Source organism: Pseudoalteromonas sp. JC28 (genome assembly GCF_013319255.1).
Taxonomy (GTDB): Bacteria; Pseudomonadota; Gammaproteobacteria; order Enterobacterales; family Alteromonadaceae; genus Pseudoalteromonas.
In genome coordinates this window covers 30,500-50,904 of the sequence record NZ_QOKX01000009.1, presented here as the reverse complement: position 1 = coordinate 50,904, position 20,405 = coordinate 30,500, and the positions used below count along the sequence as shown (strand labels likewise).

The 20,405-nt window shown below is 44.4% G+C and carries 12 protein-coding genes and 1 pseudogene; 6 read left to right on the top strand and 7 right to left on the bottom strand.

The features are described 5' to 3' along the window. Nucleotides 1-155 precede the first annotated feature (155 nt). Complete coding sequence (locus DS891_RS19405) at nucleotides 156-416, bottom strand: hypothetical protein (protein ID WP_029215921.1); 261 nt, start codon at nucleotides 414-416, stop codon at nucleotides 156-158. 446 nt (nucleotides 417-862) lie between these two features. Here DS891_RS19405 and dgt point away from each other — a divergent pair, with 446 nt between their 5' ends. Then, nucleotides 863-2,386 carry a dGTPase gene (gene dgt, locus DS891_RS19400; protein ID WP_174170665.1) on the top strand — a complete coding sequence of 508 codons (1,524 nt, stop codon included), beginning with the start codon at nucleotides 863-865 and terminating at the stop codon, nucleotides 2,384-2,386. A gap of 568 nt (nucleotides 2,387-2,954) precedes the next feature. Here the strand turns inward: dgt and DS891_RS19395 are convergent. The 4 genes from DS891_RS19395 to DS891_RS19380 all read right to left on the bottom strand — a co-directional run bounded on the left by DS891_RS19395 (nucleotide 2,955) and on the right by DS891_RS19380 (nucleotide 10,725). Then, nucleotides 2,955-5,336 carry a TonB-dependent receptor gene (locus tag DS891_RS19395; RefSeq protein ID WP_174170664.1) on the bottom strand — a complete coding sequence of 794 codons (2,382 nt, stop codon included), beginning with the start codon at nucleotides 5,334-5,336 and terminating at the stop codon, nucleotides 2,955-2,957. A gap of 356 nt (nucleotides 5,337-5,692) precedes the next feature. Continuing rightward, nucleotides 5,693-7,438, bottom strand: a complete 1,746-nt coding sequence (locus tag DS891_RS19390) for a methyl-accepting chemotaxis protein (RefSeq protein ID WP_174170663.1) — start codon at nucleotides 7,436-7,438, stop codon at nucleotides 5,693-5,695. A gap of 157 nt (nucleotides 7,439-7,595) precedes the next feature. Next, nucleotides 7,596-8,972: a glycerophosphodiester phosphodiesterase family protein gene (locus DS891_RS19385; protein ID WP_174170662.1), complete on the bottom strand. Its 1,377-nt coding sequence runs from the start codon at nucleotides 8,970-8,972 to the stop codon at nucleotides 7,596-7,598. Between the two features lie 199 nt (nucleotides 8,973-9,171). Continuing rightward, complete coding sequence (locus tag DS891_RS19380) at nucleotides 9,172-10,725, bottom strand: CHRD domain-containing protein (RefSeq protein WP_174170661.1); 1,554 nt, start codon at nucleotides 10,723-10,725, stop codon at nucleotides 9,172-9,174. A gap of 318 nt (nucleotides 10,726-11,043) precedes the next feature. Here DS891_RS19380 and DS891_RS19375 point away from each other — a divergent pair. Beyond that, nucleotides 11,044-12,874, top strand: a pseudogene (locus DS891_RS19375) (choice-of-anchor I family protein). Nucleotides 12,875-13,240: 366 nt separating this feature from the next. Here DS891_RS19375 and DS891_RS19370 read toward each other — a convergent pair. Together DS891_RS19370 and DS891_RS19365 are read right to left on the bottom strand one after the other, a co-directional pair. Then, the gene (locus DS891_RS19370; RefSeq protein ID WP_174170660.1) at nucleotides 13,241-14,539 is read right to left on the bottom strand and encodes a PAS domain-containing methyl-accepting chemotaxis protein; all 1,299 of its coding nucleotides are present in this window, start codon (nucleotides 14,537-14,539) and stop codon (nucleotides 13,241-13,243) included. A gap of 202 nt (nucleotides 14,540-14,741) precedes the next feature. Next, nucleotides 14,742-16,649, bottom strand: a complete 1,908-nt coding sequence (locus DS891_RS19365; RefSeq protein ID WP_174170659.1) for a M6 family metalloprotease domain-containing protein — start codon at nucleotides 16,647-16,649, stop codon at nucleotides 14,742-14,744. Between the two features lie 501 nt (nucleotides 16,650-17,150). Between DS891_RS19365 and nudB the strand changes: the two genes are divergently transcribed. The 4 genes from nudB to DS891_RS19345 all read left to right on the top strand — a co-directional run bounded on the left by nudB (nucleotide 17,151) and on the right by DS891_RS19345 (nucleotide 20,272). Further along, nucleotides 17,151-17,591: a dihydroneopterin triphosphate diphosphatase gene (gene nudB, locus DS891_RS19360; RefSeq protein WP_174170658.1), complete on the top strand. Its 441-nt coding sequence runs from the start codon at nucleotides 17,151-17,153 to the stop codon at nucleotides 17,589-17,591. 7 nt (nucleotides 17,592-17,598) lie between these two features. Next, nucleotides 17,599-18,720: an alanine racemase gene (locus DS891_RS19355; RefSeq protein ID WP_174170657.1), complete on the top strand. Its 1,122-nt coding sequence runs from the start codon at nucleotides 17,599-17,601 to the stop codon at nucleotides 18,718-18,720. Nucleotides 18,721-18,863: 143 nt separating this feature from the next. After that, entirely contained in the window at nucleotides 18,864-19,814 is a 951-nt protein-coding gene (locus tag DS891_RS19350; RefSeq protein WP_010607438.1) for an SPFH domain-containing protein, read from the top strand. A gap of 5 nt (nucleotides 19,815-19,819) precedes the next feature. After that, the gene (locus tag DS891_RS19345) at nucleotides 19,820-20,272 is read left to right on the top strand and encodes an NfeD family protein (RefSeq protein WP_174170656.1); all 453 of its coding nucleotides are present in this window, start codon (nucleotides 19,820-19,822) and stop codon (nucleotides 20,270-20,272) included. Nucleotides 20,273-20,405: the final 133 nt, after the last annotated feature.

Genomic DNA, 20,405 nt, shown 5'->3' with positions numbered 1-20,405 from the left:
AATTTACAATCCATCTACATAGAGTTCAAGCTATAACCTATCACCCGTTATGTTGATAGAGAAACCTCTCTGGTTGTTAACCAGCTCCTCTTTGACGCTTAATAGCTCATATCTACGCTGCGCTAGTTCTCAGAGAGTCTCTACACCTCTCTCAATCACGCAAACGTCACAAACTCCTCATTGGCTTTCATTACTGCATACTCTGGATTTCTTGCCACTAATAGGTATCGTTCTATGGCGATCGTGGTATTTGTAATCGAGTCTGCATTGTTCGCCGTGATGCGCTCGAGTAATAGCAAATCCCCATCTAAGATCGGGTATTTACCACCGTTCATAGAGTGACCATGAGCAAGAGCTAAGAAGTGTTTTTCAAGGTCAACTTTTCCACATCCTGGTGGAGCTGGCATGAAGAACATTTCGCTACTTTCACCAGTTTTAAAGTGGCCGCAGGCAATTTTTAAATTAGGAAATTGTGGCAGCTGTACTTCTATTTAACTTAGCAACTAGGTCTCTAGGAGAGTGTGTATCAAAAAGTGCATAAGACTTGTTCAAAAGCTGTAGTGGTTACCAACAAAGTGTAGATATCTTTTGCCAGGCCATTAAAACTAGGGTTAAACCAAGCCCGTAGAAATAACAACTATAGATAAGCTAACCTGTTACAAATAATTACAGTCTCTTTTTATCACTTTACTGGCTTAGTCGGTGTTTTGCCTGTTGTTAATTCGGTGTAGAGATCCTGCGCTACCTTACCTTATATGAAGGTTTGCTTGTAGGCTGGCTATGCGAGGTGCCGATTCGGTTTACAACTTTTCCACATTCACCTACATTGGAAATGTAGCTTGGGTTTCAACAGGAAAGTCGCATGCACTTCAAAAATAAAATAACAAACGAGCGTTCTTACAATACCGGTGGCAGTGAGGCGAGTAGCCTTGAGAGCGACCGTGGGCGTATTATCAACAGTGCTGCGCTTAGACGACTGCAACAAAAAACTCAAGTGTTTCCGCTTGAGCGCAATGCGGCGGTGCGTTCACGCTTAACGCATTCACTTGAGGTGCAGCAAAACGGCCGTTACATTGCTAAAAAAATTGTTGATGCGCTGGTGCAGCAAGGTAGGCAAGATTTGCTGCAATATGAAGATAAAAACGGACAGCAGGTGGATTTGTCTGAGTGTTTGGTCACTCTGTCTGAAATGGCCTGCTTAATGCACGATATTGGTAACCCTGCGTTTGGTCACTTTGGCGAGGCCGCTATCAATGATTGGTTTAAACGCTATTTGAGCCAGCATCAACAGTTTGCAAAAAGTGCTCGAGCGGCGCTTAGGTATGGCTCAAAGGAGAGCAAAGCGTCGGATCTGGCGGTGCTGAATCAAGAAATGGAGTTACTGCTCGATATTTGTAGTTTTGAGGGTAACGCCCAAGCCATTCGCGTTATTCATACACTTTCTCGGCTTAACCTTACCTATTCACAATGTGCCACTGTGATGAAATATACCCGCTGCGCGACTACACCTAAATCAACCGTAGCCATTGATAAGTCTTATTTGCAAAAGAAAGCAGGATACTATTTTAGTGAAAGTGGTTTTGTCAGTGAGCTGTGCGACAAATTGCAGATCCAAGTGGGTCATCGCCACCCGGTGACTTATATCATGGAAGCGGCTGACGATATTGCTTATTGCCTTGCTGATATGGAAGACGCTGTAGAAAAAGGCATTATTAGCGTAGATGAGTTAACGGGCTGTTTAATAGAGGAATATCAAAATATCGCCGCTGGGTTTGGGATCACCGATGACAAGCTGTTAGAGCTTATGAGTAAAAAGCTGCACTATGCCAATGACAAAGCCAGCAAGCATATGGCGAATTTTGATAATGAATTTTTTATTTGGCTCCGCGTGGGGTTGTTGCACCCGCTTGCTGAACATGCCAAAACGCGTTTTATCGATAATATTGAAGCGATCTACGAAGGGAGTTTTAACGCTTCGTTACTGGAAGATAACAGCCACCTTCATGCTATTGTAAAATCGCTGAAAACGGTCGCGGCCAACAAGGTATTCTCGAATAAAGAAGTCGAGCAGTTGGAGCTTCAAGGTTATAAGATCACCAGCAGCATATTGAATGAATATCAGCGAGTGCTTGACTTAAACGCTGATGAATTTAACGCAGCATTAAATGGCGACCATGACTTTGCGATAGAGTCGCGATTGATTAATCGGATTTCCAAAAAGTATGTTGCGGTATACCGCGAGACGGTCGCGCAGCTTAGTGAGGCTGAGCAAGCCGAACCGATTTTTGAGTTTTATTATCGCTGCCGCCTTATTCAGGATTTTATTAGCGGTATGACGGACCAGTTTGCCTATGATACCTATCGAGCATTGAACGCGTTGGATTGAGGTTGAGGGAGTGAGCGCGCGGTCTTGTTGAAAAGATCGCCGCGTAAAGCGGCTCCTACCAGCGGTGATATTTGGGCAATTATCTAGCGGCAGTGTTGTGTGATGGGAGTGGGCTTACTCCGCGATCTTGATGAAAAGCTCGCCGCGTAAAGCGGCTCCTACACATGGTAGTAAGCGGATTTATTCTGCTAACACAGATGTCTGTCGCGGCGTAAAGCCGCAGCTACGAGCGAGCTAAAAGGTAGAGAAAAGCTCGCCACGTAAAGCGGCTCCTACACATGGTAGTAAGCGGATTTATTCTGCTAACACAGATGTCTGTCGCGGCGTAAAGCCGCTGCTACGAGCGAGCTAAAAGGTGGAGAAATGATCGCCGTGTGAGGCGGCTCTTACACATGGTAGTAAGCGGATTTATTCTGCTAGAACAGATGTCTGTCGCGGCGTAAAGCCGCTGCTACGAGTGAGGTAAAAGTAGAGAAATGATCGCTGCGTCCTGCACAAGTGGCAATAAAAAGAGGTGCAAATTGCACCTCCTTTGACTTTTGTAATCTAGTAATGCTTTACATGGGTATTAAAACGTCACGTTGACACCAAACCAAATATTGCGGGCTTTGTCTTTTACGTTGTAGTCATCACTAAATACCACTTCGCTTACCACACCACGGCCGCTTAGGTATTCGTATTTACCATCGCCGTTTAAGTCGCTGTAATCTGTGCTATAAGACGTAAAGTCTTCATCCAATAAGTTATTGATACGCGCAAACACAGTAACATTGTCGTTAAAGGTGTATTTAGCACCTAAGTGCAGTAGGTTGTAGTTTTTGTAGTACATGGCTTTGTCTAGATTATTGTCCCAGCCACGGTAACGATCAGAGCGCATTTCAGCATTTAGCGTTAGTGAGAACTCGTCTGTTACTTGCCAGTTTACCGTGGCATTTGCCATGTGCTCAGCGGTATTGGTTAGTGGTTGACCTTCTTGAGGGCCACTCTTTTGCTCGCTGTCTGTCCAAGTGTAGTTCGCGTAAAGTGAAACTGCATCAGTGAACTGGTAACGACCTGCAAGCTCAATACCTTGGATCTCAACTTTGTCGATATTGATTTTTTGGCTGTAAGTATCGTAACCAAGCTCGTCGTATACGCCCAAATTCACGCATGGTTTTACACCATTGGTTGCAGAGCAGCTCTTGATGGTATCACCACGGGCGATCTTATCGTCAAACTCTGTTGAGAAGTAAGTGATATTAAAATTGTGGTTCTCTGTTGGGTGCGTCCAATACAATGCTACTTCGTTGTTTACACTAGTTTCTGGTTCAAGATCTGGATTACCAGCAAACGGCGACGTACCTTGACCACCAAAGCCGGTAATACCATTGTATAAGTCAGTCGTTTGTGGCGTTTTATAACCGGTGCTGATCCCGCCTTTTACTGTCCAATCGTCAGACAGCTCATACACACCGTATAGACGCGGAGAAAGTTGGCTACCAAATACATCGTGGTTATCATGACGGACACCCACTGTAACTGTTAGAGGATCGCTCAGGCTCCAGTTATCTTCTACAAATAGAGAGTACATTTGGTGTTCCTGAACGCCTTGATCAACGCCAGACTCCATACCAAATACGCCATCTTGTAATTCACCGTCAACCCACTGACCGCCCACAACAAACACGTGATCGCCAAGTAAGTTGTCAACTGGAATATCCACTCGCGCGTCTAACGTATATTGGTTACTGTTAAGTGTACGCTTTGGACGTGGTAAGAATGTGCTTTCAGCAAGCGCTTTACGTTCTGCTTCTTCCATATCGGCATATTTACCACTGCCATCGTACATGGCTTGTAGTAGTTTACGCTCTGCAACAGAAAGCGGCATAGTACGGCCATTGTTATCGGTATCAACAAACGCCAATGACACAAAGGTTTCAATATCACCAAAAGTACCTTGATGCGTTAGTGACCACCAGCTTCTGTCAAATTCTTGATCCGCCGCATAACCTGCACGTGGATTTACCTTACCACGACTGTCTTGCCAGATTGATTCGATGTTGTCTTTGGTGCCAAGTGGATAGGTAATTTTGCCCGACTCAACGTCGTAGTTTGGCGTATTATCGTACTCTTGATTTGAGATATCATAATCAAAAGTAACTGTGTGGTTGTCGTTTGGTGTGAACACAAACGTCGCACCAAGTTGTGTATTGGTATTGTCAACCGTTCTACCACCACTACCAAAACCGAGTTCACGATGATGCAACTCACCATTTGGATCGGTTGCAGGTGAAAACTCAGGGTTCGATGCTTGACGCTCATAAATACTACCGCGAGCAGAAAAGTTGAGTAAACCTTTAACTAAAGGCCCATAGATACTGAAATCTGTGGTAATATCATCACCAAACTGGTCGTTTGTTTGTAGGCTTCGGCCAAAATCGATGCTGCCAGTCCATTCATCTACTGACTTTTTAGTAATAATGTTGATTACGCCGCCCATCGCATCTGCGCCGTAAAGTGTAGAGGCAGGTCCCCTAATGACTTCAATTCGCTCAATGGCACTTTTAGGTGGAATATGGTTAAACGCGTTACCACCAAAGTTATTTGGGTAGATATCACCGTGATTGTTTTGACGCTTACCGTCAATAAGTAGCAGCGTATATTCACCTGTTAAACCACGCATGCTCACACTGCCTTGGCCGGTTTTATCTCGAGTTGTGCCAATATCCACGCCCTCTTGGTACTTCACGGCATCAAGCAAAGTCGTATAGGACTGAGCTTGAATATCCTCAGCCGTGATCACTGAAATACTCGCTGGTGCTTCTGGTATTTTTTGCTCAAAGCCGGTTGCAGTTACAACGATGCGTTCCATATCTGGCTGCGCTTTTACTGAATCTGCAAAAGCAACAGGACTAAGGGCAGAAAGCACCAAAGCAGAGAGTACACCACGTTTAAAAGGCGTGTTTGTCATTGTTAATATCCCAAAATTTATTGCATTAAAGTAAATTTTGGCGAGTACTCTAAATGGAAACTGAACAAAAGTCAAAAATATTGATAATTAATCTCATTTGCATTTTTGATTTAGATCACATTTAAGGGACGTTGTAGGTTTATTGATTTTTCTTAGTCTTGCTCATGAAGAGATCGCCGCATAAAACGGCCCCTACCACATATTTAAACCCTTAGTGGGAAATGCTTTATGCGTATTCATTAGAGACAAGATCGCGGGGTGAATCCGTTCATACAAAATACTTAACCCCTTAGTGGGAGGCGCTGTAGGCGGCGATTAGTAAAGAAGAGACCACCGTGTAAAGTGCTTCCTACGTGCTAAACAGTAAACTCCCTCGCATTATCGTTGAGACGGTGGCTGGTTTGCTCTAACTGCTCAACAATGGCCATAAACTCATTCATCCGCTTAATCGCTTCTTTAGAAATATCACTCAGGCCATTGATATTGGTGTTAATGTCTTCGGTTACCGATAACTGCTCCTGTGAGGCGGTAGCAACCCCCTGAGTCAAATCTTTGATTTTGCTTACAGCTTCAAAGATGCTGTCGAGCACTTCGGAAGATACCATCACCTGCTCTTCCGTCGCTTGCACTTGGCGCTGACTTTGCTGAATGGCGGTATTCGCACTCCCCGCTTTGGTTTGCAGCTGGTTGATGATATCGCGAATTTCTTCTGTGGATTTTTGGGTTCTTTGTGCAAGGGTTCTTACTTCATCTGCAACAACAGCAAAACCGCGGCCTTGCTCTCCCGCCCTTGCCGCTTCGATAGCAGCATTTAATGCAAGCAGGTTAGTTTGCTCCGCAATAGCCTGGATAACGCTCACTACATTTGACACTTGGTCACTTTGCTCAGTCAACTCAGAGATAATATTAGCAGTTTCGTCAAAGCGCACTGACAACTCACTAAATTGCTGGCTGGTTTGCGACATCACTTCCATCCCCCGCTGTGCTTCAAGTTCAACCTGATTCGCATAATCTGCGGTACTCACGGTACTGGACGTGACCTCATTGAGTGTCGCGGTCATTTCTTCCGCAGCCGTAGCAATGGTTTCAAGACGGGCGTTTTGTTCTTCGCTTATCTCTTTGTTACTGCGAATAAAGTGCGCCACTTCTTTGGAAGATTGCGACATCGCGCCACCCGCTGAGCCGATGTTCGTTACTGTATTTTTAAAGCTACTGAGCATACGATTTACGATATTGGCCACCGCTTTAATCTCAGTTGCACCGCTTTCGTCTACCGTTTTTCTAAGATCGTTTGAACTACCTATCTCTTCAAAAGTCCTACCAAGTAACTCTATCGGTTTCACGATACGACGACGAACTAAGTACACGCCAAATAAACTGAAGCATACGGTTATCACTAACATCATCATAGCCCACAAAACATAAGACTCTACAGCACTGTGAGCTCGCACAACATTTTGTTTGGTGCGGCTTTCAAGTTCAGTAAAAAACGATTCAACTGGCTTCATGATGTTGGCTTTATAGCGATGATAATCATCACTGTGGGTAAGCTTAACCGCTTTGTTCAAATCGGGCTCGCCTTGGATGGTGTAATTACCGGCACTATCTTTAAACTTACCTTTTACGGCGTTCATGGCTTCAACTTCTAATGCAACAAGGCCATCGGAATTGGCTTGTGCCTCACTTAAGTAGTTGAGCTCTTTTTGGCTAAAGCCCGCCGCTTTCATAGCATCGAGTAATACTTCTCGCTGACCGTCTGGTTTTGGTTTCTCACCATAGTTAAGCACCAAATCCCAATAAATTTTATGGTAGCCTTCAGGCCTTGGCTTTTCACCATTACGGATCGCTAATACATCCATATACATCTTTTCGTATTTATCGTTACCAGTTACCGCATAAGTTCTGCCCAATCGCGTTAAATCGTCGGAGCTTTGTCTTAATTCGTCGGCCAGTTGATAAGCTTTATATCGGTTGTCCGCCATTTGCTCAAAATCAAGCAAGGCGTTGTACATGTTAACAACCAATAAGGTAACGATGACGACAAAAACAATAATGCCACCGAATATAGTGGTCATGAGGATACGGATAGAGTTTAACTTCATGATTCTAGCCTTTATTAAAGCGTTCACAATAAAGACTAGTGCAGGGGTTGAGATTCTTCTAGCATAGAATTAGGAACAAATGGAGTTGACATAATAACAGTGAGAGCCAAATCAAAAGATCGCGGGATCAACCCGCTCCTACCACAATAAACACCGCTTAAATACTGGCAGGCATGCCCATGCAGCTTGCGTAGTAAGTGGTCGTTGCTGGCCAATCAGAGAATACGCCGATTACGCCAACCTCTTTGACCAATACATCTAGCACTTTAAAGGTATCGCCATCGTTATCTATCATCGCCTCACCTGACAGACTGCCGTTGATGCTTTGATAGTACCAACCACCGCCGCTGGCTAGGTGACCAGAGCGCTCTAGTGTCCAAGTGATGATCCCAAGCCCTGCTGCTTTTGCAGCTTTGGCATATGGTGAGGGAACGATTTTCCCCCCTTCTTCGGTTAATAACATCCAAAGTGGCGGTGCGATAATGTTAACACCATCCGCTGCAAGCTCTTTCATCGTTGGTGAAAGTAGCTCTGGGTTATGCACGATTTGCTCTGCTGATACCATGGTTTCATTGTCTACTGCTTGCGCTTCGTATCTGTCGTCCAAATACACTGCCTGTGCACCAAACTCTGGATTTTCTTTTATCCAATAGACGACATCGTCACGATTAAATGACTGCGCCCAGACATTTTTTGGATCTACATTTGCGGCTTTATATTCGTCAATCATTTTTTGTGCGTAGGCTTCTTGTGTAAAACCGTCAAAAGGCATGGCGACAGACGGAGTCTTCAGCTCTGGCGTCATTTTCACGCCTAAACTTTTAAATAACTCAATACTCTGGGCATGGGTCATTAAAGTGCCACGGCTCGAATATAAATCGGTGCGCCAATTTGCCGTGCCATCCATATATTCCGCTACAGTTGTAGCCATTGAGTTCGCGGCATCCATTTTACCTTTTAATGTCTTAAACTCAGCCAAAGTAATGTCGCTGGTACAACACATAGCTTGGGCTGCAATTCCATTTTCAGGATCGCCTGGTACAAATGGTGTTGTACATTTTTGGCCTAAATCCGTTGCTAAAATATTTGTTGTAGTGTGTAAATCACATTGTGAATGGCGACAAACCAGCTCTTTGTCTTTGGTAAAAGCAACGTCACACTCTAAAATCCCAGCACCCATTTTAGCTGCCGCAATATAAGATTCTTTGGTGTGTTCAGGAAACTGCATTGGCGCACCACGGTGTCCAATTGAAAAGTCTGTTTTATAAAAAGGTCCGTTAGCACACTGCTCAAGCTTAGTTTTGAGTGCACTGTCTTCCATATCTTGAATCAAGAAATCAGGCCGTGTGCCCACTTGCATGGCACTTGCGCTACCTGCTGGCACTTCCACAATTACCGGAACTTCAACGACTTTTATTTCAGTCTCCGTTGTGATCACCGGCTTTTCAACCTGCACAACCTCCACAGAATCATCATCACATGCACTCAGTAATAATGCAGCTACGATCGCAGAACAAACGCTTATCTTATTCATTGTAATACCATTATTATTTTAAAGAAGGCTTACGCTAGACGCTTTGTATTACGATTACGGGAACAAATCATGATTTTTTGATTACATATTTTTAACTAAATATAACTCCCCTGACTGGATAATGGTTGTGTAATTTGAATATAAAGAAAAAGAGCCTGCAGTTAACAGACTCTTAGATGCGAGATAATTACCTAAGCGTTTAATTAACTATTTGACCTCTTAACTCACCACTTGGATTTGCTGGTGTATGCACATTCACGTAGTGACCACCGCCAGCCAGAATCGCAAATATTTCCGCTGTCAATGCAGCATTGGCCGGAGCCATCCAGCGATTGGCATCACTACTATCTTGCATTAACGTTAGTAAAACAGGGCCGTTTTCACCAGCAATACCAGTATGTATATGCGCAGCCGTTGCATCGGCAACACCTGAGGTGAGGACTTGTAATTCAAGGTCGAAGCCGTTTCGATTTACCAAAGCATATCCACTACCAGTAGCTGTGGTTGTAACGGCTGGGACTTCTTGCTCGCCACTCAATGGAAACGCTACCAAAGTGTAGTTGTCAGTGAGGATCTGGCCACGTAGTTCACCACTCGCATTTGCTGGTGTATGCACATTAACATAGTGACCACCCGACGCGAGCACTGCAAAAATCTCAGCATTGATCATGGTGTTGTCTGGCGTCATCCATACATTCATATCATCGGTGCTTTGCTCAAGGCCAACTAAAACATCACCATTCATGCCGATCCGACCGGTATGAATATGTGCCGCCGTTGCATCCTCAACACCGCTAGTGACAACTCTGAGCTCTACTTCATCGTTATCAGTGTTAACAAGGGCATAGCCATCACCGGATGCCATTGTTGCTACTGCTGGCACTTCCTGTTTGCCGGATAAGTCAAATGTAGCAACTGCGTAATTGTCCGTCAGGATTTGGCCGCGGATCTCACCATTTGTTAGCTCTGGCGTGTGAACATTGACGTAGTGTCCACCCGAGAGCAAAACATTCAACGTCGCTTCGTCGATCATCGTGTCATCGGGAGTTACCCAATCTGTCATTACTTCGTCGTCCTGCTCTAACACCACAAGCACATCGCCGTTCATACCAATGCGGCCAGTGTGAATATGTGCAGCAGTGGCACCATCAACGCCCATAGTCACCGCGCGAAGGTAAAGCTCGCCGTCGGTGCTGTCGTATGACGCATAACCATACCCCATGGCACTACTTTCATTCATTGGCACCTGTTGTGAGCCATCTAATTTGAACGTGATCACGCTTACCGTGTCAGGCACAATCTGAGCGCGTAACTCGCCGTTTGGAAAGGCTTCGGTGTGTAGATTAATATACCAATCACCATCCAACATATCCTCAATTAGATCCTCAGACAGATCTGTGATCGGAATACTCACTTTATTGTCATCTGATGCTTCAAAGGCGAATGCCACATCGCCATTCGCCCCCAAATCACCATCGTGAATATGTGCAGCACTAAAACCTTCGACGTTGCTGTAGTCGAGTGTTGCTCTGAGTTGCATCAGATTTTCATCAAGCTCAACTGTTGCGGAAGCGGTTTGCATTGACGTATTCATCGGCACTTCTTGCTTTCCTGATAACATCAATTCAAAGGTCTTAGTCGCTGAAAACTCTTGGGCTGGCGGCGGTGGCGGAGGTGTAACAGTATCGTTATCGTCATTATCGCTGCATGCCATAAGAAGCATGAAGCTGGCACTTACTATAAACTTTTTCATTATACTCACCCTGTAGACTCGGTTAAAAAGAATGGCTTTTGTCACCCATAGCTAACCCTTACGAACAGCTTTGAATAAAAGTTCATCAAACTTGCAAAATTATTGTATATTTTTTGTCTGTACCTAATTGCACCAACCGCAATACCAACTTTTGCCTGATCACCCTTTGATACCGATGGTACTAACGCTTGAATGGCATTACTTCCAGCTCAGTGATATCAATGAATTTCTCACAATAATTGTGAAACCTCATTGCCATATAAGAGTCATATTTTTGTGATTAAGTAGCTGCTTTAACAATAATAATCAGGATATTTTATGTTTAAGCACTCACTTATCGCGCTCTCTTTGCTTGCTCTTCTCACTGGCTGTTCACTTGATGGTGACGATGGCGCAACAGGCTCGCAAGGGCAACAAGGCGTTGCCGGACAAGATGGTACAAATGGCTCCGACGGCCAAGATGGAGTAAACGGACAAGACGGAACCAATGGCACTAACGCCAATAGCATGCTTGAAATAAGTCTTGTGGGACGCGCAGTGCTTAATGCAGAAAGCCCTGAAGGCGCCGCTGAAATTGTCGCTTACCAAGCATCCAAAAAATGGATATATGCCATTAATAGTTCAGGCAGTGCCGCTGTGGTTGAAGTTATTCCAGCAACCAGCTTTGATACGGCCGCTCTAGTCAAAAATAATGAAGGTGTTATTACCGCTACAAATTTAACATCAGCCATGACAATCAACTTAAACGACAATACACCCGGCGACGCAAACAGTATTGCAGTTGACGAAAACAACCAACTATTGGCAGTTGCAATGGCTGCCAAGACTACGGGTGACGCAGGACAAATCGCTTTTTATGATATCTCAGGTGCAACTCCGGCCTTTGTTAAAAATGTAACGGCAGGTGCACTACCTGATATGGTTACCTTTACTCATGATGGCAGCAAAGTCGTGGTCGCAAATGAAGGGGAACCCGCAGGTGACTACAGCGTTGATCCTGAAGGTAGCATCAGCATAATCAACATTACAAACGGCGTAGTTGCAAATACAGCAACACAATTAAACTTTAGCGCATTTAACACCAAGCAAGCTGAGCTAGAAGCACAAGGCATTGTCTTCGCCAATCCAACTGGTCGCACTATCAATGGCAAACTTATTAATACGACAGTTGCGATGGATTTAGAACCGGAATATGTCACCATCTCTAAAGACAACCGCTTCGCCTATGTTTCAATTCAAGAAAACAACGCACTCGCTATCGTAGATCTCAGTGACAATAGCCTTAATTTAGTCGGTTTGGGATTCAAAGACTGGTCAAATTACACCATGGATGCCTCGGATAAAGATAAAAAGATCAATTTTAAAAAGTACCCCCGGTCTTTACGGCATGTATCAGCCAGATACTATCTCTAGCTACACGTGGAAAGGCGCGAACTTTATTGTCTCTGCCAATGAAGGTGATGGTAGAGAATATTTTTTTGATGCTGCCGATGAAGCCGACTGCACCGCAAAAGGTGGCCTAGATTACGATAAAGATGATGGTTGTTTAGCGTACATTGATGAGAGCCGTGCCGAAGATCTTACCTTAGCAAGCAACTTTGCTTATCTCAATAATGACGATGACGACATTGGTCGCCTTAAAGTTACAACGGTGAAAGGCGATGAAAATAATGACGGCCAATATGAAGCGCTGTACACCTATGGTGCACGTTCATTCACCATTTGGGATAGCAACGGCCTTGTGGTGTTCGACTCTGGCGATCAAATCGAGCGGATCACAGCCTCCGTGCATGGCGCACAATTTAACAATGATGAAGACACCAATGAAGGCGATACGCGATCTGATGCAAAAGGCCCAGAGCCGGAAGCACTAGCGCTTGGTCAAATTGGTGAACGCACTTTTGCATTCGTTGGCTTAGAGCGTATGGGTAGTATCATGGTTTACGATATCACCAACCCTTACGATGTTAAGTTTGAAGATTATTTTTACAACCGCGGATTAGTTGAAGATGCCGAAATCAGTGGCGACTTAGCCCCAGAGGGCATGGCATTTATTCCTGCCGACAAAAGTGCAACTGGCAAAGCCTTATTGGTGATCGGTAATGAAATTTCCGGCTCAGTTGCAGTATGGCAAATCGCTGAAAAATAAAGCATTCACATTATGTCGCTGTGGGAGGTGCTCTATGCGCCGATCTTGATGAAAAGATCGCGGGGTGAACCCGCTCCCACAACATACTTAAACCCTTGGTGGGAGCCGCTTTACGCGGCGAACATTGGGGAAAAGAGTGCGGGGTGAACCCGTTCCCACAACATATTCGAGCCCTTGGTGGGAGGTGCTTTACGCGGCGTTCATTGGGGAAAAGAGTGCGGGGTGAACCCGTTCCCACAACATATTCGAGCCCTTGGTGGGAGGTGCTTTACGCGGCGATCATTTGGGAAAAGAGCGTGGGGTGAACCCGTTCCTACAACATACTTAAACCCTTGGTGGGAGCCGCTTTACGCGGCGATCTTTAGGTTATTCTGACAATCCTTTAACCGTATTTGTGAGGTTTTCTGCGCCTTGCTTTATTTCATTCATCACTGTATTTACTTCATCGATTTGTGCAAGGCCAAGCTCTGTGCTTTCGGACACCGTATTCATCAGTGCGGTGGCTTCTTTAGTTAACACTTCATTCTGATTTACTACATCATTGATTTCGTTGGTCGACTGCGAGGTACGTGCTGCTAAACTTCTTACTTCATCGGCTACCACCGCAAATCCTCTTCCCTGCTCGCCCGCTCTGGCGGCTTCTATCGCTGCATTGAGAGCTAACAAATTGGTTTGCTCCGCAATCGCGCTGATGGTGGACACAATTGCCGAAATCCCTTTTGACTGTTCATTAAGCTGTGCTATTGCGGCCATTGCACTTCGCACTTGATTAGAAATAAGCCCAGAGGTACTGACAGACTCTTGCAACAGCAAGCTTGCACGAGCTGCTATTTGCTCGGTTTGCTCTGATGTCACCTGCGCAACTTCGGCAGCTTGTGCGACTCGATGCGCTTTTTGCACCCGCGCCGTGATATTTGTTGCAAACTTTATCACTTTAATGACTTTGCCATGTTCATCAAAGATAGGGTTATACGTTGCTTCAATCCAAATATCTTCGCCATGTTTACCTAAGCGATGAAAGCGACCACTTTTATGCTGGCCTTTTGCCAGCTCTTGCCAAAAATGTGGCTGTTCTTTATAAAAGCTGTCGTCACAGAACATTCGATGATGCTGACCTTTAATCTCACTGAGTTTATAACCCACAGTAGCCGTGAAATTTGGATTCGCATCTAAAATAACGCCCTCTGGTGTAAACTCTATGGTTGCCATGGACTTATTGAGTGCGTTAGCTATCGCTTCTTGTGCTTTGATAGTGAGCTTTTCTGCTGTGATATCATTCGCAATTTTAACAATACGGGTGACTTTGCCATTCTCTTCAACTGGGAAATAGGTAGCATCAAGCCAAACTACATCACCTTTTTTGGTAAAGCGTTCAAAATTACCATACTGAGCCTGGCCACGTTGAAGGCTTGCCCAGAAACTGCGATATTCCGAAGAACTTACATAGTCTTTATGGCAAAAAATACGATGGTGCCGCCCTATCACTTCAGCCTCTGTGTAACCCACGACAGCAAGAAAATGTTGATTGACTGCTGCTATTTGACCATCGGGTGTAAATTCAATTTTTGCGACCGCTTCATCAATCGCAGAAAGTAATGCCCGAGCACGCTTGAGTTCAGCGGTCAAATTTTCAACTTCTTGATTTGGCTTTCGAAAAAAATTCATAAGCTATTCCATAACAAACAATATGCATGACCGCATTATTATCATAATTTTGGTAATAAAGTATGAATTATAGATAAGAAAGTGGAATTTGGTGCACTAGAGTATCCACCGAAGTAAAAACAAGCCGCGCGCTTACCACACAAGCAACGCGACTTGGCATTATATCAATTGTATTGACCAACCAGTGCAGCGCTTTGGTTAACTACTTCTGTACCATCAGACGGTAATCACCCGCACCGCTGTATGAATAAACCAAGATGCGGTAGTAACCTGAATTTGCCGTATAGTTAATTGACTCTTGTGAGGTCGGCGTCTCCGAAATGGCAACTTGTTGCCATGCACCACCTTGCCAAGCTTCGAGTTTCAAATCGAAGTCTGCGTTTGTAGGTCCCTCTAACGTAAGTGCGATTGTGCCACCGCTGTACTGAAACCAACTGCCGTCAGGTTGTATGGCTTGTTGCTTGTCCGTTAAGTATCCAGTGTAAACATCTCCCGCTGGTGGTGGGGTTGTACTACCGCTTACGGTAAATTGGATCTCTGCAGCGGGATCAGAAATATTGCTGATGGACAAGCCCGAGTCGCTTCCATTCCACCATAGCGCATTCGTCCCTTTGCTACTCAACGCATTCGGCAGTGTGGCGCTAAACTCTCCTGCCACATCAAATAAATCGCCATTATCCCCACGGTTTCGGCCATTTTCAGGATCTCGCTTGGCATCACCATGCTCCATTTGGATATACGGATACCATTCATTCGAGTTATTGCCCGCGGAATCAACGTGCCAAATAGCCAAACCTGAATCGAGTTGCTCTGAGTTTTGTCCCGATTGATGAATAGCCTCAATGTAAAAAGCTTCATTCGCGTTACTGGGGTTGGTCCATTTATATGAGCTATTAGCGCCTGAAATATGGCTGAGCCTTCCTGTTGGGGCATTGGCATTTACGGCTGGGTTAAGTTCAGTTACCGTATCCCAACCAGCTATGGCTCTAAAGTGTGCAACAGGTGGCGTCGGCTTAAAACGGTTGGAAGCGCCAATCGCGCCAAACCCCATAACACCAAAACTTGCGACAGAGCCCTCTGAGCTGCCATCATAATCATAAAGATCGGGCCAATTTGTGATCAAGTGACCAGATTCATGGACAAAGGTGCCAATTGCAAGGCTATTTCCCATATCAGTGATTTGATAGCGATCGGTACACACGCCATCAGCACAAAAACGTGGACTGAGCCTTGCCATATGTGGCCATAAGCCTTTAGACCATGCACTATCAGAGTTGCCAGCATAAAAAATATTTAACCCACGGATCTGCCCGCTACCATTTGTAGTCAGCGAGCTAAAATCAAATCCCTGTTGAAATTCAAGCCAATTTAGCGCTTCTTTTATGAGTTCTTGCGAGCGTACTGTTGAGCTTAATGCGCTATCCGCGTAATACGCTTTGTTTTTCTTTGCGGTGTAATAAGCCGTTACCGTATTGGTATAATCGAGCTTGCCTCCAGAGACCGACGAAAAATACCCTCTTACTGACTGCGCGTTACCAAATTCATTGTAATTTTGGTCATTTAAAAAACGCTCAACTTGCGCTTTTGTGATAGTGCCGCGCTCATCAGGGAAATCAATGATGATGGTTAACCCTTTTACTTGACCACTGATCTCAGCATTCAACGCCGTTTCATTGTTATTACGTTCAAACTGATGCGTATGTACCAAGTCGACAGGTGTTTGGTTTTGACCCAACATTACTTGTTGTGCCGCTTTTACTTTTTTTGCAATAGCAGCGGATGATAATCCTTGCCGCTCAGTTGAAACTGAGCGACTTTTTATTCCCAGTTTTTCTTGTTCAGTAACTAACTTACCTGTTGATATAAGTCGCTCACCATCGGCCGAAACCTGAGCGTAAGCCATGCCTTTAAGCGAGGCGTCATACACTACAAGCTCGCCGTCAATTGTACGCTGCTGAGCAAAGTACGTATTACCATTAAGGATAAGTGTGATCACCTCACCACTTGGTTGGGTAAATTGGTACTGTTCATTTTTATAAGGTATAGCCGCGTTTACTGCGACACTGGTTGCCAATAATGACGTTGCGATAATTGCTGATGTTAATTTCATTTTTCCTTTCCTAGGTTACATGTTGTACAACTCGTTAACATACAGAAAGGATACAAAATTGCAACAACCACCAGCCCATTAAAGGTACAAAATTTATCAATCAGATAAATAACAAATAGTTACAACGATTACAATTTCATCATTTTAGAAGCTTTTACATTTCAATGTGAGCAAAAAAAGCCCATTTAAACTATTTTTTTCAATTTATAGTTTACAAGTACTAAACATTACATTAGCATTGGTCTCGTTCCTTTGGGGCTGCACCTTTTTACCTGCGTAACTAGGCGTGCCTAAAGTCACAATTGAACTCCCGAGAAGTAGAGCTTGCCGACTAGGATGTTGGCATTATTGGGATTTCCTTGGCACAGCTTGTTGCTATTGGAGTTTTTATGCAGGCCAGTATGGCCTGCTTTTTTTTGTCCAAAATTCGCTTTAGACCAATTGCCGAGTGCGATTCAACTAGTTAAACTCAAAGTACATGTTCCTGATTTGATGTAAACCATGTCGGCACTACGTAAACCCATTTCGGTGTTAGTCGTAATATACAACGAGCATAATGAGTTTTTGCTATTACAAAGGGCAGACGACAAACACTTTTGGCAATCGGTAACTGGGGGAGTTGATCCCGGTGAAACTCCAATGGCTACCGCTTATAGAGAGTTAAAAGAAGAAACCAGCATTGACGCCGCGGCGCTTGGGATCACCATCCACTCGCATAATAAAACGAATCAATACACGATAAGACCACAGTGGCGCCATCGCTATGAGCTGGGTGTTACCATGAACACTGAGCATGTTTTTAGTGTCCAAGTACCGTCATGGATCAGCGTGGTACTTGCTGAAGATGAACACACGGACTTTATCTGGCTAAACAAAACACACGCTTGTGAACGCGTCTGGTCCCCAAGCAATCGACAGGCAATAGAACTTATAGGAGTATGATTGAGCTATGTTTACATCATTAGGATCTTTACAAACACCATGTTTAGTTGTTGATAAAATTGCTTTTTTACATAACCTTTCACGCATGGAAAAGCATCTTGATGCTTTTAATGTGGCTCTTCGCCCACATTTGAAAACGGTAAAATCTACTGCAGCCGCAAACTATATTTTGGCCGACAAGCAAGCGGGATGTACGGTTTCCACCCTAAAAGAAGCAGAAACGTTTGCAGCGGAAGGTTACACCAATATCACTTATGCGGTGGGGATAACAGAGGATAAGTTACAACGCGTTCTTGTCCTTATCAATCAAGGTGTCAATTTAACCATACTACTAGACAGCATGGAACAAGCTATGTTTGTCTCTCAATTTTGCGCGGAAAATGGCTGTAAAATTAGTTGTCTGATAGAAATCGACTGTGACGGACATCGGGCAGGACTTAGTCCTAAAAACAAAGAGATCGTGACAATCGCAACCATACTGGAAAGCGGTGGTTTATATCAGGGCTTGCTTACACATGCAGGCGGCTCATACGCCTGTAACACCCTAGAGCAGCTAATACAGTTTGCAGAGAAAGAGCGCTCAGCGGTTGTGGCTGCCGCCTCGATGTTGGAAGAAGCCCAAATTGCCACAACAGTGCTGAGTATTGGCTCTACGCCAACAGCGCTGTCAACGCAAAACCTAGATGGGATCACTGAAGTGCGAGCTGGGGTCTACACATTCTTCGACCTTGTTATGGCTGGTATCGGCATATGTGATATCGAAGATATTGCACTAAGCGTGTTAACACGTGTCACTGGTATCAAGCGTAGTGAAAATAAACTCTTTATAAATGCAGGTTGGATGGCGCTTTCCAGAGACAGGGGTACCGCGAGTCAAGCGTTTGATTGTGGCTACGGCCTTGTGTGTGACCAAGAAGGTAATTTACTGCCTGGACTCAAAGTAACCTCAGCGAATCAAGAACATGGCGTTATTGAATGCGAACCTGGCTTCACCTTACCGGACGTGAAACATGGTGACCTACTACGTATTTTACCGAATCATGCATGTGCAACAGCCGCTCAACACTCAGGCTATCATGTGTTAAGTCATGATGACATCGAGTTTTGGCCAAGGTTTGGGGGGTGGTAGCTCTTCACCTTACAGCCTTTAACAATACAAATCCGATTCTCTAAAGCATAAAGTAAATTTACCAATGGTAATTCACAAATCGTTCATCTATATTAGGAACATGCATTTGATGCGAACAATTCTTATGTAGTAGGAGAGCTAACATGGATCCAGTCACACTTATTTTTGATTACCTTTTTACCATTCAAGCGTTTTTATTGATTTTCGTTATCGTGGTACTAAAAGGTAGTATCAAATTTGTCCCGCAGAACCGTGCGTGGATTATTGAACGTTTCGGCAAGTATCAATCCACTAAAGAAGCCGGCCTTAACTTTATTCTGCCATTTATCGATCGTGTAGCCGCCGATAGAAGCTTAAAAGAGCAAGCAGTTGATGTACCGTCTCAATCAGCCATAACCAAAGACAATATTTCATTGATTGTCGATGGTGTACTCTATTTTAGGGTTTTAGATCCGTATAAAGCGACTTACGGTGTTGACGATTATATCTTCGCGGTAACTCAGCTCGCGCAAACCACCATGCGTAGTGAATTGGGCAAAATGGAGTTGGATAAAACCTTTGAAGAACGAGATTTGCTTAACACCAACATCGTCACCGCCATCAACTCAGCTTCTGATCCGTGGGGCATTCAAGTACTGCGCTACGAGATTAAAGATATTGTGCCACCAAACTCTGTAATGGAAGCAATGGAAGCACAAATGAAGGCTGAGCGTGTGAAACGTGCTCAAATATTAGAATCTGAGGGTGACCGTCAAGCTGCAATCAATGTCGCAGAAGGTAAGAAGCAAGCACAAGTACTTGCAGCTGAAGCCGAAAAAGCAGAGCAGATATTAAGCGCCGAAGGTGAAGCAAAGGCGATCATTGCCGTTGCAGACGCACAAGCTGAAGCCCTGCGTAAAGTCGGTGAAGCCGCAAATACCGAAGAAGGTCAAAAGGCCATACAGCTTGACTTGGCAACAAAAGCCATTGCAGCAAAAGAAGCAATAGCCAAAGAATCTTCTGTGGTATTGCTGCCAGAAAGTGGCACTGATGCAAGCTCGCTTGTCGCACAAGGCATGTCTATTATTAACACATTGAATAAAAAGCAAGGGTAACGCCTATGGCCTTTTTACTTGAGCACTTAGCACAAACCTTAGTAGTACTAGGAATTGCTTGCCTAATTGTTGAGGTTGCTGTGCTTGGTTTTGCGACCTTTGTATTGTTCTTTTTAGGTCTATCGTTGGTGATAAGCGGCGGCTTAATGTACGCAGGTATGCTTGACCAAACTTGGCTAACTGCACTTTGGTTTAATGCGCTAGTCACGACATTACTGACGGTGTTTTTATGGAAACCACTAAGACGTATGCAAGATGTAACTGACAACAAAGAAGTAACGAGTGATTTTGCTGAGCTTAGCTTTACGCTAGAAAAGGACTTAAATCCAGATAGTCGTATTTTTCATACTTATTCTGGTATTGCATGGCAACTAAAAAGTAAACAACCCATCACCGCAGGAACACAAGTCAAAGTGGTTAAAAAAGAGGTTGGAGCGTTTTGGGTAGAGCCAAATTAAGCCAATTGGTATAGCCTTGCGAACAAAGTGCCTAGCAGCAAATGTTGTTAGGCATTTTCAACAACTCTCTGTATTCAGAAACAACTTTTTACCTTATTCTCTTTTCGTCTAGTACCTTCTCGGTTTACTCTAT